This window comes from Streptomyces hydrogenans, from assembly GCF_014656075.1.
Lineage (GTDB): Bacteria > Actinomycetota > Actinomycetes > Streptomycetales > Streptomycetaceae > Streptomyces > Streptomyces hydrogenans.
The window spans coordinates 1-15392 of sequence record NZ_BNBS01000080.1 but is presented as its reverse complement, the minus strand read 5'-3'; the positions used below and the strand labels follow the sequence as shown (position 1 = coordinate 15392).

16 protein-coding genes and 2 pseudogenes are annotated in these 15392 nt (G+C 73.5%); 8 read left to right on the top strand and 10 right to left on the bottom strand.

Annotation, left to right across the window (positions count from 1 at the left end; all coding sequences use genetic code 11):
* Positions 1-74 precede the first annotated feature (74 nt).
* Positions 75-677, top strand: coding sequence for a hypothetical protein (locus IE321_RS27900; RefSeq protein WP_043230419.1), 603 nt, complete (start codon positions 75-77; stop codon positions 675-677).
* Positions 678-736: 59 nt separating this feature from the next.
* Here the strand turns inward: IE321_RS27900 and IE321_RS27895 are convergent, their stop codons facing one another.
* From IE321_RS27895 to IE321_RS27885, 3 genes are read right to left on the bottom strand one after another with little or no spacing between them, the layout of a single operon-like run.
* Entirely contained in the window at positions 737-1870 is a 1134-nt protein-coding gene (locus IE321_RS27895) for an Mrp/NBP35 family ATP-binding protein (protein WP_043230418.1), read from the bottom strand.
* A 44-nt stretch (positions 1871-1914) separates the two neighbouring features.
* The gene (locus IE321_RS27890; RefSeq protein ID WP_043230416.1) at positions 1915-2484 is read right to left on the bottom strand and encodes a DUF1003 domain-containing protein; all 570 of its coding nucleotides are present in this window, start codon (positions 2482-2484) and stop codon (positions 1915-1917) included.
* Positions 2477-3745, bottom strand: coding sequence for a magnesium transporter MgtE N-terminal domain-containing protein (locus IE321_RS27885; RefSeq protein WP_043230413.1), 1269 nt, complete (start codon positions 3743-3745; stop codon positions 2477-2479). The genes IE321_RS27890 and IE321_RS27885 overlap by 8 nt, the downstream gene beginning before the upstream one ends.
* 371 nt (positions 3746-4116) lie before the next feature.
* Here IE321_RS27885 and IE321_RS27880 point away from each other — a divergent pair, with 371 nt between their 5' ends.
* Positions 4117-4848, top strand: a complete 732-nt coding sequence (locus IE321_RS27880; RefSeq protein WP_370531633.1) for a hypothetical protein — start codon at positions 4117-4119, stop codon at positions 4846-4848.
* A gap of 8 nt (positions 4849-4856) precedes the next feature.
* Here IE321_RS27880 and IE321_RS27875 read toward each other — a convergent pair whose 3' ends face one another.
* Entirely contained in the window at positions 4857-5225 is a 369-nt protein-coding gene (locus tag IE321_RS27875; RefSeq protein WP_226651341.1) for a winged helix-turn-helix transcriptional regulator, read from the bottom strand.
* Positions 5226-5287: 62 nt separating this feature from the next.
* Here IE321_RS27875 and IE321_RS27870 point away from each other — a divergent pair.
* Positions 5288-5566 (top strand): annotated as a pseudogene (locus IE321_RS27870) (Cif family virulence factor); the annotation flags it as partial.
* A gap of 154 nt (positions 5567-5720) precedes the next feature.
* Here the strand turns inward: IE321_RS27870 and IE321_RS27865 are convergent.
* Together IE321_RS27865 and IE321_RS27860 are read right to left on the bottom strand one after the other, a co-directional pair.
* Entirely contained in the window at positions 5721-6227 is a 507-nt protein-coding gene (locus IE321_RS27865) for a hypothetical protein (protein ID WP_043230409.1), read from the bottom strand.
* A 25-nt stretch (positions 6228-6252) separates the two neighbouring features.
* Complete coding sequence (locus IE321_RS27860) at positions 6253-7380, bottom strand: magnesium and cobalt transport protein CorA (RefSeq protein ID WP_043230407.1); 1128 nt, start codon at positions 7378-7380, stop codon at positions 6253-6255.
* A 425-nt stretch (positions 7381-7805) separates the two neighbouring features.
* Between IE321_RS27860 and IE321_RS27855 the strand changes: the two genes are divergently transcribed.
* Positions 7806-8396, top strand: a complete 591-nt coding sequence (locus IE321_RS27855) for a suppressor of fused domain protein (protein WP_043230405.1) — start codon at positions 7806-7808, stop codon at positions 8394-8396.
* Positions 8397-8400: 4 nt separating this feature from the next.
* Here the strand turns inward: IE321_RS27855 and IE321_RS27850 are convergent, their stop codons facing one another.
* Positions 8401-9648, bottom strand: coding sequence for an MFS transporter (locus IE321_RS27850; protein WP_043230403.1), 1248 nt, complete (start codon positions 9646-9648; stop codon positions 8401-8403).
* A 190-nt stretch (positions 9649-9838) separates the two neighbouring features.
* Between IE321_RS27850 and IE321_RS27845 the strand changes: the two genes are divergently transcribed.
* The 3 genes from IE321_RS27845 (at position 9839) to IE321_RS27835 (ending at position 12258) form a co-directional block, all read left to right on the top strand.
* Positions 9839-10477, top strand: a complete 639-nt coding sequence (locus tag IE321_RS27845; RefSeq protein ID WP_043230401.1) for a DUF6758 family protein — start codon at positions 9839-9841, stop codon at positions 10475-10477.
* 124 nt (positions 10478-10601) lie between these two features.
* Complete coding sequence (locus IE321_RS27840; protein ID WP_190224967.1) at positions 10602-11465, top strand: PHP domain-containing protein; 864 nt, start codon at positions 10602-10604, stop codon at positions 11463-11465.
* Positions 11466-11652: 187 nt separating this feature from the next.
* Positions 11653-12258 (top strand): MarC family protein, encoded by a 606-nt coding sequence (locus tag IE321_RS27835; RefSeq protein WP_190224966.1) that lies wholly within the window; start codon positions 11653-11655, stop codon positions 12256-12258.
* Positions 12259-12347: 89 nt separating this feature from the next.
* Here the strand turns inward: IE321_RS27835 and IE321_RS27830 are convergent, their stop codons facing one another.
* Positions 12348-12500, bottom strand: coding sequence for a DUF8834 family protein (locus IE321_RS27830; protein ID WP_107063377.1), 153 nt, complete (start codon positions 12498-12500; stop codon positions 12348-12350).
* Between the two features lie 174 nt (positions 12501-12674).
* Here IE321_RS27830 and IE321_RS27825 point away from each other — a divergent pair, with 174 nt between their 5' ends.
* Complete coding sequence (locus tag IE321_RS27825) at positions 12675-13613, top strand: NYN domain-containing protein (protein WP_051842739.1); 939 nt, start codon at positions 12675-12677, stop codon at positions 13611-13613.
* Here the strand turns inward: IE321_RS27825 and IE321_RS27820 are convergent.
* Together IE321_RS27820 and IE321_RS27815 are read right to left on the bottom strand one after the other, a co-directional pair.
* Entirely contained in the window at positions 13597-14499 is a 903-nt protein-coding gene (locus tag IE321_RS27820) for an alpha/beta fold hydrolase (RefSeq protein WP_190224965.1), read from the bottom strand. The two genes, IE321_RS27825 and IE321_RS27820, sit on opposite strands and share 17 nt — an antisense overlap.
* Before the next feature lie 105 nt (positions 14500-14604).
* A pseudogene (locus IE321_RS27815) lies at positions 14605-15392 on the bottom strand (DEAD/DEAH box helicase); the annotation flags it as partial.

Genomic DNA, 15392 nt, shown 5'->3' with positions numbered 1-15392 from the left:
GACCGGTCGCTATCCTCCTTGAGTTGGGGGTACCCCCGGACGGAGTCTGGGGGAGGAACGAGGAGGCGGCCGAGATGAAGACGACGAGTCGGGTGGAAGCCGAGGGCTTTCTGCGCGCGCCCTTCGCCTGGTACGGGCTCGACGAGGCGTTCACCGGCCCCCGCCGGCTGATGCAGATCGGCACGGCGGCGGACGGGACCGTCCAGCACGGCTCGGTGGGCCACGGTGACGAGCCGTCGATAAAGTCCGAGACCGCCGGCACGGAGAAGGAGCGCTTCGCCGTCGTCGTGACGGTCGCCGCGAACCCCGTGCGGCGCACCGGCGACGGCACCGGCGTCCTCGACGCCACCACCGTCTCCTCCGCCGCCTGGCTGGCCGGCTCCGGGCTCCTGGCCCACACCTGGCCCGCCTCGCTCGACCACGGGCTGCGGGACCACTGGCTGGACCAGCAGACCGAGACCGCCTTCGAGCTGGCGGACGACCTCGACGGGCCCGCGTGGACCGCGCTGTCGCTGCCCGTCGACGGGGTGCCGGTGCCCTTCCACTACCGCGAGTCCGAGTTCGGCTGGGTGCTCGCCGGCTCCACCGGGGACGTCCACATCGGGGCGTACGGGCGCGGCATGAGCGCCTACGGGCTGGGCTTCGCGCAGATCAAGGACCTCGGGCCGTACGCCTGAGTCAGGGTACGAGTGAGGGCGCCCCGGAGCGGGGCGCCCTCACTCGTACCCGGGGTCGCTCAGAACTTGTTGCGCGGGGTGATGCCGAGGCTCAGGCCCGACAGGCCGCGCTGGCGGCCGCCGAGCTTGCCCGCGATGGCGCGCAGGGCCGCGCCGGCGGGGGAGTCGGGGGCTTCGAGGACGACCGGCTTGCCGCTGTCGCCGCCCTCGCGCAGGCGCACGTCGATCGGGATGGAGCCGAGCACCGGGACCGTGGTGCCCGTGGTGCGGGACAGGCCGTCCGCGACCAGCTGGCCGCCGCCGGTGCCGAACACGTCCACCATCTCGTCGCAGTGCGGGCAGGGCAGGCCCGACATGTTCTCGACCACGCCGACGATCTTCTGGTGGGTCTGCACCGCGATCGAACCGGCCCGCTCGGCGACCTCGGCCGCCGCCTGCTGGGGCGTCGTCACGACGAGGATCTCCGCGTTCGGCACCAGCTGCGCGACGGAGATCGCGATGTCGCCGGTGCCCGGGGGCAGGTCGAGCAGCAGGACGTCCAGGTCGCCCCAGTACACGTCCGCCAGGAACTGCTGGAGGGCGCGGTGCAGCATCGGGCCGCGCCACACCACCGGCGCGTTGCCCGGGGTGAACATGCCGATCGAGATGACCTTCACGCCGTTCGCCGACGGCGGCATGATCATGTTCTCGACCTGGGTCGGACGCCCGTCCGCGCCCAGCATGCGGGGCACGCTGTGGCCGTAGATGTCCGCGTCGACGACACCGACCTTCAGACCGTCGGCGGCCATCGCGGCGGCCAGGTTCACGGTCACCGAGGACTTGCCGACGCCGCCCTTGCCGGAGGCGACCGCGTACACCCGGGTCAGCGAGCCCGGCTTCGCGAAGGGCACCTCGCGCTCGGCGGTGGTGCCGCGCAGCGCCGTCGCCAGCTCCTTGCGCTGCTCGTCGCTCATCACGTCCAGCGTCACCTCGACACCCGTGACGCCCTCGACGCCCGCGACGGCCTCGGTGACGCGTTGCGTGATGGTGTCGCGCATCGGGCAGCCGGAGACCGTCAGGTAGACCGTCACCGCGACCTTGCCGTCCGGTCCGATCTCCACCGACTTGACCATGCCGAGTTCCGTGATCGGACGATTGATCTCGGGGTCGTTCACCGTCGCCAGTGCTTCGAGCACCGCGTCTTCCGTAGCCATAGGTCTGATGGTACGGCGACGACCACGTCGTCATGAAAGGGCCGTCAACGGTCGGGTACGTCACTCCGCCGCTCGCCGTCCGGCGGGAATAGATCGCGCTCCCGTCCGCGCTCCTCCACTTCCTTCACCAGGTCCTGGAGTTCGGAGCGGATCCAGTCACGGGTGGCGACCTCGCCGAGACCCATCCGGAGCGCCGCGATCTCCCTGGTCAGGTACTCCGTGTCGGCGATCGAGCGCTCGTTCTGCTTGCGGTCCTGCTCCAGGTTGACCCGGTCCCGGTCGTCCTGCCGGTTCTGCGCCAGCAGGATCAGCGGCGCCGCGTACGACGCCTGGAGGGACAGCGCCAGCGTCAGGAAGATGAAGGGGTACTCGTCGAACCTCAGCGACGCCGGGGCGAAGACGTTCCACCCGATCCAGACGACGACCGTCAGCGTCATCCAGACCAGGAAGCGGCCCGTCCCCAGGAAGCGGGCGATCCGCTCCGAGAGCCGCCCGAACGCCTCCGGGTCGTACTCCGGCAGCAGCCGGTACCGCCGCTCGCTCGGCAGGTCGAGCCGGATCCGGGGCACCGACCGCTCCCGCTCCCGCTCGCGGTCCCGCTCCCGGTCAGCCACCGCTCACCCCCTCCTCGTGGAACTCCGTCTCCCGCCAGTCCTCCGGCAGCAGGTGGTCGAGCACGTCGTCGACGGTGACCGCGCCGAGCAGCGAACCGCTCTCGTCCACCACCGGCGCCGCCACCAGGTTGTACGCGGCGAAGTAGCTGGTCACGGCCGGCAGCGCGGTGTCCGGGCCGAGCGGCGGCAGATCGCTGTCGACCAGCGAGCTGACCAGCGTGAACGGCGGGTCCCGCAGCAGCCGCTGGAAGTGCACCGTGCCCAGGTACTTGCCGGTCGGCGTCTCGTCCGGCGGCCGGCACACGTACACCTGCGCGGCCAGCGCCGGCGACAGGTCCTGCTGGCGGACCCGGGCGAGCGCGTCGGCCACCGTGGCGTCCGGCCGCAGCACGATCGGCTCGGTCGTCATCAGACCGCCCGCCGTCCGCTCCTCGTACGACATCAGCCGGCGCACGTCGGCCGCCTCGTCCGGCTGCATCAGCGTGAGCAACCGTTCCTTCTCGTCCTCCGGCAGCTCGTTCAGGAGGTCGGCGGCGTCGTCCGGGTCCATCGCCTCCAGGACGTCGGCGGCCCGCTCCTCCTTCAGCTTGCCCAGGATCTCCACCTGGTCGTCCTCCGGCAGCTCCTCCAGGACGTCGGCGAGCCGGTCGTCGTCGAGGGCGGCGGCGACCTCGGCCCGCCGCTTGGGGGAGAGGTGGTGCAGGGCGTTGGCGAGGTCCGCGGGGCGCAGCTTCTCGAAGGTGGCGACCAGGTTCTCGGCGCCCTGCCCGTGCTCCTCCAGGGAGAAGCCGGTGACCGCCGACCACTCGACCGTCAGCGTCTCCCCCTTGCGCCGCAGCGCCCCGCCCTTGCCCCGGCGGACGAAGACCCGGTCGATCTCCCAGTCGCGACGGGCCGGCAGCTGCTGGATGGCGATGTCGAGGACGGTGACCTCCTCGCCGGTCTCCACCAGCGTCACCCGCCGGTCCAGGAGCTCGCCGAGGACGAGCCGCTCGGTCGGCCGCTGCTCGAAGCGCCGCATGTTGACCACGCCGGTGGTGATCACCTGACCGGACTCGACGCCGGTGATGCGGGTCATCGGCACGAAGACCCGCCGCCGGCTCAGCACCTCGACGACCATGCCGAGCAGCCGGGGCGGCCGGCGGCCGACGCGGAGCATCGCCACCAGGTCGCTGACGCGGCCCACCTGATCGCCCACGGGGTCGAAGACGGCCGTGCCGGCGAGGTGGGAGACGAAGATCCGGGGGGCGCCTGCCGCCATGCCTCGCGCCTCCTCGGTGCCGCACCGTCCGGGTCGCCGCGCCGCCCCGGGGGCTTCGCGGCCTGTGCGGGCCCGTGCCGGGCTTCGCATGGTTCAGGCTAGCCCGAGGTGATCCGCCCCGCTCCGGCAGCGCCGCCGTCCGGCTGCCGCGAGGACGCCGAGCCCGCCCGGGTACGCTGCGGACTGCCGTCCCCACCGGCACCCTCCGGCCCGCCGGGCCGGCCCCGGCGACTCCCGCGCCGTGCCCACGGCCCGGGCCGCTCATACCCCCCACCGTAGAACGAGAGGCAGCGCAGGTGACCGTCCGCACCCCGTCATCGCGTATCCCGTCCGTACCGCCGGCGCGCGCCCCCAAGGCGCCCGCGGGCCGCCTGCGCAGGGCGGCCGTGCCACTGGTGCTGTGCGCGGGGCTGACGGTCGGTCTGACGGCCTGCGGGGCCGACCCGGACGAGGGGACCAACGGCGTCGGGAAGCTGTCGGCGCCGGAGATCGAGAAGGAGGCCCGCACGGCCGCGGACGCGGCGAAGGCGGTCCGGCTGGCCGGCACCCTCGTCAGCAAGGGCGGCACCTTCAAGCTGAACATGCGGCTGAAGCAGAACGGCGCCACCGGCTCGGTGACCACGAAGAACAGCACCTTCGAGCTGCTGCGGATCAACGACGCCCTCTACCTCAAGGCCGACGCCGGCTTCTGGGCGCACGAGGAGGAGGGCGACGGCGAGCCCAGCGAGGCCGACACGGAGGCCGCCGACAAGCTGGACGACATGTACGTCAAGGTGCCCGCCGACGACCCCTCCTACAAGCAGCTGCGCGGCTTCACCGAGATGGACCAGCTGCTGCGCGGCCTGATCGGACTGCACGGCGACGTCGTCAAGGGCGACCGGGACCAGATCGGCGGCGTCCGCACGGTGAAGGTGAAGGGCGGCGAGGGCGGCGAGGGCGGCACCCTCGACGTGGCCCTGGAGGGCTCTCCCTACCCGCTCCAGTTCGCCCGCGGCGGCGGAGCGGGCCTCGTCGTGCTCTCCGAGTGGGACAAGGACTTCCCGCTGGCCGAACCGGAACGCGAGGAGACCCTCGACTACGGCCGCCAGCTGCCCCGGACCTGAACCGGCGCTCAGCCGTCCTGCGCGCCCCAGTCCCACAGGGCCTGGAGCACCGGCCCCAGCCGCCGCCCGCGCGGCGTGAGCCCGTACCGCACCGTCGCCGGCCAGCCGGGCCGCCGCTCCCGGGTCACCACCCCCGCCCCGGCGAGCTGCGCCAGCCGCTCCGACAGGACCTTCTCCGAGAGCCTCGGCAGCGCCTCGCGCAGCTCGCTGTAGGAGCGGTCGCCGCCCAGCAGTTCGCGCACGACCAGCGTCGTCCAGCGGCCGCGCAGGGCCGCCAGCGCGATCTCCACCGGGCAGTCCGGGGCGGGCGCGTCGACGCGGGCGCGGGGATCGCCGTCCGGGAGCCCCGGCGGGTGGCCAACCGTTCGGTGAGTCACGAGGCCGCCTCCTAACGTGTCGGGCGTCCGATTCTCCCCGTACGGAAGGACGACCGTCCGCCATGCCCGCGACCCCATGTGAACTGGCCACCCGGCCCGAGGACGTCCCCGCGGTCTTCGCGGCGCGCTTCAACGGCGGCGACCCGGCGGCCCTCGCCGAGGTCTACGAGGAGACCGCCGTCCTGGCCGCCGGGCCGGAGGGCACCGCGCTCTCCGGCGCCGCGCTCCACGCGGCCAACGCCCGGCTCCAGGCCCTGGGCGTGCCGATCGCGGTCCGGCCCCGGCAGGTGTACGCCACCGGCGACCTGGCGCTGCTCCTGGTGGACTGGATCATCGAGGGCACCGACCGCGCCGGACGGCCCGTCCGGGTCGAGGGCACCGCCACCGACGTGGCGCGCCGGGGCCGGACGGCCGCTGGCGGTACGCCGTCGACAACCCCTTCGGCCTCCGCCCGGGCGGACTGCCCGACCAGGGCTCCTGACGATCGGCGTCGCCCTAGCCCCGGCGCTTGCGCTTCCTGCCGAAGAGGAGCTTCGGGAGGGCGGCCGGGACCGGGTGGCGGGTGGTCGCGGCGGAGGGGAGGGGGACGGCGGCGAGGGAGCCGTCCGGGAGGTCCGTGGTGGCGGCGCGCGGGTCGAGGCGCAGGACGCGGCACTCGCGCGCCCAGCGCCCGGGCATGGCCTCGCCGTCGGGCGCGTTGAGCCGCTTGCCCTTCAGCTCGGCGACGGCCGCGTCCCACTCCTCGGTGCCCGGGGTGAGCTGGCGGACGGCCGCCGTCCAGGAGACGATCCGGCCGCCCTTGTCCTTGCTGCGGACGGTGACCTCGGCGGTGGCGCCGTCGGCGAGGCCGGGCAGCGGCTGCTCGCCGGGGCCGTCGCCGACCACGTGGGCGGCGCCGTCGTGCCACACGTGCCAGAGCGCCCGGGCGGGACCGGTGCCCCGGACCCACACGAGGCCGGACTTCTTGGTGGCCTCCTCGACGAGGAACAGCTCTTCAGTCATGGCCCGAAGCCTAGCGGGAGGCCCGTCAGAGCCAGCCGTTGCGCTTCAGGGTGCGGTGGATGGCGAAGCAGATGACGGCGATGCCGCCGAGCACCATCGGGTAGCCGTACTTCCAGTGCAGCTCCGGCATGTGGTCGAAGTTCATGCCGTACACGCCGCAGACCGCCGTGGGGACGGCGACGATCGCCGCCCACGAGGTGATCTTGCGCATGTCCTCGTTCTGCGCGACGGTCGCCTGCGCCAGATTGGCCTGGAGGATCGAGTTCAGCAGCTCGTCGAAGCCGACGACCTGCTCCTGCACCCGGGCGAGGTGGTCGGCGACGTCCCGGAAGTACTTCTGGATGTCGGGGTCGACCAGCCGCATGGGCCGCTCGCTGAGCAGCTGCATCGGGCGCAGCAGCGGGGTGACGGCCCGCTTGAACTCCAGCACCTCGCGCTTGAGCTGGTAGATCCGGCCGGTGTCCGTGCCGCGCGTCGAGCCCTTCGCGGCCGGCGAGAAGACGTCGATCTCCAGCTGGTCGATGTCGAGTTCGACGGCGTCGGCCACGGCGATGTAGCCGTCGACGACGTGGTCGGCGAGGGCGTGCAGGACCGCCGACGGGCCCTTGGCGAGGAGTTCGGGCTCGCCCTGGAGGCGGTGCCGGAGGTTGCGCAGCGAGCCCTGGCCGCCGTGCCGGACGGTGATGACGAAGTCGGGACCGGTGAAGCACATCAGCTCGCCGGTCTCCACCACCTCGCTGGTGGCGGTGAGTTCGGCGTGCTCGACGTAGTGGATCGTCTTGAAGACGGTGAAGAGGGTGTCGTCGTACCGCTCCAGCTTGGGCCGCTGGTGGGCGTGGACGGCGTCCTCGACGGCGAGCGGGTGCAGCCCGAACTCGGCCGCGATACCGGCGAATTCGGCCTCGGTCGGCTCGTGCAGCCCGATCCACGCGAAGCCGCCGGACTCCCGCACCTGCGCCATGGCGCCGCGCGGGGTGAGGCAGGCGCGGTCGTCGACCCGGCTGCCGTCGCGGTAGACCGCGCAGTCGACGATGGCGCTGGAGGCCGAGTGGTCGCGCGTCGGGTCGTAGTTCGTGTACGTGGTCGGGGTCTTGCGCAGGCTCGGACGCAGGCTGGGCCGAACGGCGGCGCGCAGGTCACGGATCATCGACATGGGCGTGCTCCTTCACGGACAGGCCGTCGGCGAGCGTGGCGCAACCCGGAATGAGGACGGGAAGGGACGTCGTCCACAAAGCGGGCGGCACCGTCGGTTCGCACAGGACGGCGTTCGCAACTCAGACAGGCAAAGAGGGGGATGCTCTTCCGTCGTACGCGATGCCGGGGAAGGGGGTCCGCGGTTCAGGGACCCGGGGTCACCGGAGGGAAGAACGCACCGGGCTGGGATGCGGTGCGGCGGAAGAGCGGCTGGTACTGCCCGATCGACTTCGGTCCATCGCAGTCCCACCTCCTCCGGCCGGTCCCTCGTGAGGGATGACGTGTGACGCACGGTCGGGAAACCCGACCAGTGGCCAACACTATCAGCCGACCGAGGGTCAATCCCTTACTTTGCCCGTTCCATACGCGATCTATGCTCGCGACATGGGAGAAGTTCTTGCACTCGTCGAAGCCCGGCTCCGCACGGCCCTGGGTGAACCGGACGCGCGGGCGGCGGTGACCTTCCTCGGCACCGACCGCATCGAGGTGCTCCGCTTCGTCGACGCGGAGGCCGGGCTCGTGCGCTACGCCACGCTCGGCATGTCGGCCGCCCCGATGGCCGACCCGACGGCCGCGCTCGCCGACCCCGTGAAGGGCCCGCGCGCCGAGCTGGTCCTGACCGTGCGCCTTGGGCGCGCCGACACCGACAAGGTGCTGCGCCCGCTCGCGGTGCTCGCCGCGACCCCGCAGGTGGAGGGCGTGATCGTGGCCCCCGGCGCCTCGCTGGACCTCGGCGGGCCATTGTGGCCGGGGGCCGGTTTCAGCTCGGTCCTGGTCGCCGGGTCGGGCGGTCTGGTGGAGGACCTGGAGCTGGACGAGCCGATGGACCCGGTCCGCTTCCTGCCCCTGCTGCCGATGACCCCGAACGAGGCCGCCTGGAAGCGGGTGCACGGCGCCCAGGCCCTGGAGGAGCGCTGGCTCGCGAAGGGCACGGACCTGCGCGATCCGCTGCGCGGGTCCGTGTCCCTGGACTGAGGGCTCAGCTCGCGAAGGCGTTGACGCCGTCCTCGGTGGCGTGCTTCGGCGCCTGCTCCCGGGCGTCGTGCGTGAGGGAGGCGCGGCGGACGACCACGATCCCGGCGCCGACGACGGCGGCGAGGGCCGCGACGACGAACGGCATGCGCACGTCGCTCCACTCCTCGATCTTCGGCGCGAGGTAGGGGGCGGCGGCCGCCGCGAACCAGCGGACGAAGTTGTAGCCGGCGCTGGCCACCGGACGGGGGGCGTCGGAGACGCCGAGGGCCAGTTCGGTGAAGACGGTGTTGTTCACGCCGATGAAGGCGCCGGACAGCACCGTGCAGACGACGGCCGTGGTGTGGTCGCCGTATCCGAGGACGAGCACGTCCGCGGCGAGCAGCACCAGGGAACCCGCCAGCACCGTCAGCGAGCCGAGGCGCCGCTGGAGGCGCGGCGCGACGAGGACCGAGAAGACGGCGAGCAGCACGCCCCAGGCGAAGAAGACCGCGCCCGACCTGTACGGCGTCATGTTCAGCACGAACGGCGTGAAGGCGAGCACGGTGAAGAACGCGTAGTTGTAGAAGAAGGCGGCCGCGGCGGCCGAGGCGAGCCCGCCGTGTCCGAGCGCCTTGACCGGGTCGAGCAGCGAGGTCTTCCGGGCCGGCCTGGGCTGCTCCTTCAGGAAGACCGCGATGCAGGCGAAGCCGATCGCCATGAGCGCGGCGGTGCCGAAGAACGGGTAGCGCCAGCTGGCGTCGCCGAGCAGGGCGCCGAGCAGCGGCCCGCAGGCCATGCCGAGGCCGAGCGCCGACTCGTACAGGAGGATCGCGGCCGCGCTGCCGCCCGCCGCCGCGCCGACGATCACGGCGAGCGAGGTGGAGACGAAGAGCGCGTTGCCGAGGCCCCAGCCGGCGCGGAAGCCGACGAGCTCGCCGACGGAGTCCGAGGTGCCGGCGAGCGCGGCGAAGACGACGACCAGGGCGAGGCCGGCGAGGAGGGTGCGCTTGCCGCCGATCCGGCTGGAGACGAATCCGGTGACGAGCATCGCGACGGCGGTGATGAGGAAGTACGAGGTGAAGAGCAGGGAGACCTGGCTCGGGGTGGCGTCGAGGCCCTGGGCGATGGACGGCAGGATCGGGTCGACGAGGCCGATGCCCATGAAGGCGACGACGGAGGCGCCGGCCGTGGCCCAGACGGCGGGGGGCTGGCGCAGGAGCCCGCCGCCGGGCGTCTCGGCCGTTTCGAGGGGGTCTTCCGTTCGCTGCTCCATGGGGCCGCTCCTCGGCGTCGAAGTGAGTGCCATATGCACACGATAAGTTAGGCAACCTAATGAGTGCAAGCTACATCTATATGTCCGGGCCGGGCCGTACGGACGCCCGGGTGGCGGGGCGCGGGCCGGACGGGTGATCGGCGGCGGACGTCCTTGACGGGAGGCGCGCGCGGTAGGACCGTTGAGCCCTATGAGGGGCGAACCCAGTTGTCCGAAGTGCGGTGGCCGGGTCAGGGCGCCCGGTCTCTTCGCCGACTCCTGGCAGTGCGACGTACACGGACCCGTGCATCCGCTCCAGCCGGTGATCCCGCCCAGTGTCGAAGCCCTCGGCGTCGTCGTGCACCGTTCGCAGGTGCCCGTCTGGATGCCCTGGCCGCTCCCCGTCGGCTGGCTCTTCACCGGGGTCGCCTACGCCGGTGACGACCGCAGCGGCGGGCGGGCCACCGCCGTCGCCTGCTCCGGGCCCGGGCCGCTCGGCGGCATCGGCGAGCTGCTGCTCGTCGCCGAGGAGCTGGGCGTCGGCCTCGGCGCCCGGTACGCCGGCATCGACGGCCCCGACCCCGGCTCCGGCATGGCCATCGACAAGCCGCCGCAGGCCAAGGTGCTGGCCGCCGGCCGTCCGACCCCGCTCTGGCACGTCACCGGCACCCCCCACGACCGGGCCGTCTTCGCTGGCGAGGCCCGCGGGCTCTGGCTCTGGGCGATCGTCTGGCCCGAGCAGTCCGGGCTGCTGATGTACGACGAGCTCGTCCTCACCGACCTGCGCGACGCGGGCGCCGAGGTCGAGCTGCTGCCCTGCGGGGCGCTCACCCCGCGCCTGCTGGGCTGACGGCCCGTCGGACATCCCGGGCTCGTAATGGGCGACCGGGGGATCGGATCCGTACACCTGGACGGGTGGCGCCCGCTATGCTGGAGCGTCACTCGTCCGTGCCGAGCCCCTGGAGAACCGCGTCGTGCGCATCGACCTGCACAGCCACTCCACGGCCTCCGACGGCACCGACACCCCCGCCGAGCTGGTGCGGAACGCCGTGGCGGCCGGGCTCGACGTCGTCGCGCTCACCGACCACGACACCACCCGCGGGCACGCCGAGGCGATCGCCGCCGCGCCCGAGGGCCTGACCGTCGTCCCCGGCGCGGAGCTCTCCTGCCGGCTCGACGGCATCGGCCTGCACATGCTCGCCTACCTCTTCGACCCGGAGGAGCCGGCCCTGCTCGCCGAGCGCGAGCTGGTCCGCGACGACCGGGTGCCGCGCGCCCGGGCCATGGTGGCGAAGCTCCAGCTGCTCGGCGTCCCGGTCACCTGGGAGCAGGTCGCCCGGATCGCCGGCGACGGCTCCGTGGGCCGCCCGCACGTCGCCGAGGCGCTGGTCGAGCTGGGCGTCGTCCCGGACGTCTCCGGCGCCTTCACCACCGAGTGGATCGCCGACGGCGGCCGCGCCCACGTGGAGAAGCACGAGCTGGACCCGGCGGACGCGATCCGCCTGGTCAAGGCCGCCGGCGGGGTCACGGTCCTCGCCCACCCGGCCGCCGTCAAGCGCGGCCAGGTCGTGCCCGAGTCCGCCCTCGCCGCCCTGGCCGAGGCCGGACTCGACGGCATCGAGGTCGACCACATGGACCACGACGAGCCCACCCGTGCGCGGCTGCGCGGGCTCGCCAAGGAGCTGGGCCTGCTGGTCACCGGCTCCAGCGACTACCACGGCAGCCGCAAGACCTGCCGGCTCGGGGAGTACACCACCGACCCCGAGATCTACGGCGAGATCACCCGCCGTGCGACCGGCGCCTTCCCCGTCCCCGGCGCCGGCGGAGTCCGCGCCTAGGGCCTGTCCGCCCCTCCCCGTCGTCGTGTGACGGCGGGGCGCCGCGCTGCCCCGCCCGCGCCCGTACCGCCCCGAGCCCCGCACGTCCGTCGTGCGGTGGCGGGGCACGCCTGCCCCAGGTCCGGAACCATTCATTCCGGCCCTGCCCCACACCCCTGTTCGACCCTCACCCGCAAGGCGCTTCACTGTGTTCGACCTCGCCGTCTTCGGCTCCCTCTTCCTCACCCTCTTCGTGATCATGGATCCGCCCGGCATCACGCCGATCTTCCTGGCGCTGACCTCCGGCCGCCCGGCCAAGGTCCAGCGCCGGATGGCCTGGCAGGCCGTGGCGGTCGCCTTCGGCGTCATCACCGTCTTCGGCCTGCTCGGCCAGCAGATCCTGGACTACCTGCACGTCTCCGTGCCCGCCCTGATGATCGCGGGCGGCCTCCTGCTGCTGCTCATCGCGCTCGACCTGCTCACCGGCAAGACCGACGAGCCGAAGCAGACCAAGGACGTCAACGTCGCCCTCGTCCCGCTCGGCATGCCGCTGCTCGCCGGGCCCGGCGCGATCGTCTCCGTCATCCTCGCCGTCCAGCACGCCGACAGCGCCTCCGCCCAGATCTCCGTCTGGACCGCCATCGCGGCCATGCACGTCGTGCTCTGGCTGACCATGCGCTACTCGCTGGTGATCATCCGCGTCATCAAGGACGGCGGCGTCGTCCTCGTCACCCGGCTCGCCGGCATGATGCTCTCCGCGATCGCCGTGCAGCAGATCATCAACGGCGTCACCCAGGTCGTCCGGGGCTCCTGACCCGGGGCCGGACACCACTGCGCCCCCGTGCGGATTCCGCCGAGGCGGAGTCCACGCGGGGGCGCGGTGCGTGGTGTGGACCGAAGCCGTTACGAGGCCGAGGTCTCTGCGGGTCGGATCCAGATGCGCTGGCCGACAGCGGCGGCCTGCTGCACGATCCGGTTGACGGAGGCGGCGTCCACGACGGTCGAGTCGACGGGCGTACCGTCGACGTCGTCGAGGCGCAGGATTTCGAAGCGCATGTGGCTTCTCCCTTCGTCCGAGTTGATCCTCCATACGGAGAACTTGCGTACGTATGTGTCCAACGGCGGAGCCGCCCAGAACATTCCTTACGCTAAGGAAAATTTTTGGATGGCTAACTACTCGCGGGTAAGGGATGTGGCGGCCCGCCCTCCCGCAGCGGACAATGAGGGCCGATGAACGACGCCCTGAACGCCCCGCCACCCCCCGCCGACGACATCCCGCGCGCCCTCGGCGCGCTGGAGGCCCGCCTGGAGCGCACCAATGAGCTCCTGAGACGGATGCTGGCCGAGGTCGCCAAGACCCCGTCCACCCACGCCATCTTCGTCGACGCCGGTTACGTCCATGCTTCGGCCGGGTTGCTGGTGACGGGCACCGAGGACCGGCGCTCCTTCGACCTCGACGCCGAGGGCCTCATCGAGGCGTTCATCGACACCGCCCGGACGATCTTCGCCGACAGCCGGCTGCTGCGCGTCTACTGGTACGACGGCGCCCGCCGCCGCATCCACACCCCCGAGCAGCAGTCCATCGCCGAGCTCCCGGACGTCAAGGTCCGCCTCGGCAACCTCAACGCCAACAACCAGCAGAAGGGCGTCGACTCCCTCATCCGCACGGACCTGGAGTCCCTCGCCCGCCACCGCGCCATCAGCGACGCCGCCCTCGTCGGAGGCGACGAGGACCTGGTCTCCGCCGTCGAGGCCGCCCAGGGCTACGGCGCCCGCGTCCACCTCTGGGGCATCGAGGCCGCCGACGGACCCAACCAGGCCGAGGCGCTGCTCTGGGAGGTCGACAGCCAGCGCACCTTCGACCTGGAGTTCTGCCGGCCGTACGTCACCCGGCGCCCGGTCACCATGTACGAGAACGAGGCCGAGCCGCCGCCCTCGCGCGACGAGGTCCGCTTCGTCGGCGCCCAGATCGCCGCCACCTGGCTCGGCGAACGCGGCCGCGACCGGCTCGCCGAACTCCTGCCCGGCGACCCGTACCTCCCCGCCGCCTACGACCAGGACCTCCTCGTCGAGGCAGAGTCCCGGCTCAGCCGCTCGCTGCGCGGCCACGGCGGCCTCCGGCGCGCCCTGCGCGACGGCTTCTGGCAGCACCTCAGGGCGCAGTACTGACCTTCGCCGCCCGGTGGGCCGGCGCGTCCACGCGCTGCCAGAAGGCGGTGAGGCGCTCGGCCAGCTCGCGCGGGTGGGAGACGTTGGGGGAGTGGCCCGCGCCCTCCACCACCGTGTGGTGCGCGCCGGTACGGGCGGCGGCCGCCGCCAGCTCGGCCGGCGGCCAGACCATCTCCTCGGAGCCGTACGCCAGGTGCGTGGGCAGCGCCAGGCCGGCCAGCTCCGCCTCGCCGTCCGGGTCGCGCAGCAGCAGCCGGCCCGCGCCGGACAGCTGGGAGACCTTCGTCAGCATCCAGCGGCGGCGCAGGAAGCCCACCAGCTCGTCCGAGTCCACGGCCTCGTCCGGCTGCTCGCCCCGGCTGTCCAGCCAGCGGGTGGTGCGCCACACCCGGTCCTTCGCCAGCAGCGCGTGCCCGGCGCGCAGCGCCCGGATCCGGACCCGCTGGGGGCGGGCGACCCGGCCGGGGCCGGAGGAGAGCAGCGTCAGCGAGCGGAAGGCGCGCGGGGCGAGCACGGCGGCCGAGCGGGCGACGAGCCCGCCGAAGGAGTGCCCGAGCAGATGCACCGGGCCGTCCCGCAGCGCCACCGCCTGCGCGACCGCGTCGAGCGCGAGCGCCCGCCGGCGGTAGGCGGCGCGGCCCCGGGGGCCGTACGACTCGTTCTGCCCGCGTCCGTCGACGGCGACGACGCGGTGACCGGCCTCGCTCAGCGGCCCGAGCAGCGCCAGGAAGTCCTCCTTGCTGCCGGTGTACCCGGGCAGCATCAGCACCGTGCCCCGCCGCTCGCCGGACGGCTCGGCGTCGAGCACGGCGAAGCCGCCGCGCACGGTCTCCAGGCGGTGGGCCCGGGTGCGCGGGGGGAGGTCCAGGGAGCGGGGCTTGCTCATGCAAGGACTGTAACCGGAGGTGGCGCTCCGGTCGCCGGGGACGACGAAGGCCCGGCCCCTTGCGGGGGCCGGGCCTTCGTCATGCCCGGTGGACCGGGCGGGGCGTCACGCCTCCGGCTGGGCCGGGGCGGTCTTCCGGGGGGCCCGCTTGCGCGGGGCCTTGGGCGCCTCCTCGGCCGGGGCCTCGGCGGCGGCCTTCTTCACCGTGCGCCGACGGGGCGCCGCGGTCTGCGGCTCCGACGCGTCCGGCGCCACGGCCGCGGCCGTCTTCTTGGCGGCGGCGCGCTTGCGGGGAGCCTTGGGGGCTTCCTCGGCGACCGGGGTCTCGGTGGCGGGTGCCTCGGTGGCCGCGGGGGCGGCCTTCTTGGCGGCGGCGCGCTTGCGGGGGGCCTTGGGGGCTTCCTCGGCGGCCGGTGCCTCGGTGACGGCGGGGGCCGTCTTCTTGGCGGCGGCGCGCTTGCGCGGGGCCTTGGGGGCCTCCTCGGCGACCGGGGTCTCGGTGGCGGGTGCCTCGGTGGCCGCGGGGGCGGCCTTCTTGGCGGTGGTCCGCTTGCGGGGGGCCTTGGGGGCTTCCTCGGCGGCCGGTGCCTCGGTGACGGCGGGGGCCGTCTTCTTGGCGGCGGCGCGCTTGCGCGGGGCCTTGGGGGCCTCCTCGACGACCGGGGTCTCGGCGACGGGCGCCGCGACGGCCGGAGCCTCCGCGACCGGGGCCGGGATGACCACGATCGCCTCGGCCGGGGCCGTGGCCGTCACGGGGCTGGACGCCTTGCGGACCGCGCGGCGGCGCGGCCGGCCGGCCGGCTCCTCGACGACCGGGGCCACGGGGGCCTCGACCACGGCCGGAGCGGCCTCGACGACGGCACCCGGCGTGGTGGCCGGGCGGGTGGCCCGAC

What these genes read in the sequence shown, in the direction of transcription:
- IE321_RS27850 (WP_043230403.1), bottom strand. Translation starts at nt 9,648, where the DNA reads ATGGAGCAGCGAACGGAAGACCCCCTCGAAACGGCCGAGACGCCCGGC.
- IE321_RS27900 (WP_043230419.1), top strand. Translation starts at nt 75, where the DNA reads ATGAAGACGACGAGTCGGGTGGAAGCCGAGGGCTTTCTGCGCGCGCCC.
- IE321_RS27825 (WP_051842739.1), top strand. Translation starts at nt 12,675, where the DNA reads ATGAACGACGCCCTGAACGCCCCGCCACCCCCCGCCGACGACATCCCG.
- IE321_RS27855 (WP_043230405.1), top strand. Translation starts at nt 7,806, where the DNA reads ATGGGAGAAGTTCTTGCACTCGTCGAAGCCCGGCTCCGCACGGCCCTG.
- IE321_RS27885 (WP_043230413.1), bottom strand. Translation starts at nt 3,745, where the DNA reads ATGGCGGCAGGCGCCCCCCGGATCTTCGTCTCCCACCTCGCCGGCACG.
- IE321_RS27820 (WP_190224965.1), bottom strand. Translation starts at nt 14,499, where the DNA reads ATGAGCAAGCCCCGCTCCCTGGACCTCCCCCCGCGCACCCGGGCCCAC.
- IE321_RS27895 (WP_043230418.1), bottom strand. Translation starts at nt 1,870, where the DNA reads ATGGCTACGGAAGACGCGGTGCTCGAAGCACTGGCGACGGTGAACGAC.
- IE321_RS27865 (WP_043230409.1), bottom strand. Translation starts at nt 6,227, where the DNA reads ATGACTGAAGAGCTGTTCCTCGTCGAGGAGGCCACCAAGAAGTCCGGC.
- IE321_RS27830 (WP_107063377.1), bottom strand. Translation starts at nt 12,500, where the DNA reads ATGCGCTTCGAAATCCTGCGCCTCGACGACGTCGACGGTACGCCCGTC.
- IE321_RS27860 (WP_043230407.1), bottom strand. Translation starts at nt 7,380, where the DNA reads ATGTCGATGATCCGTGACCTGCGCGCCGCCGTTCGGCCCAGCCTGCGT.
- IE321_RS27845 (WP_043230401.1), top strand. Translation starts at nt 9,839, where the DNA reads ATGAGGGGCGAACCCAGTTGTCCGAAGTGCGGTGGCCGGGTCAGGGCG.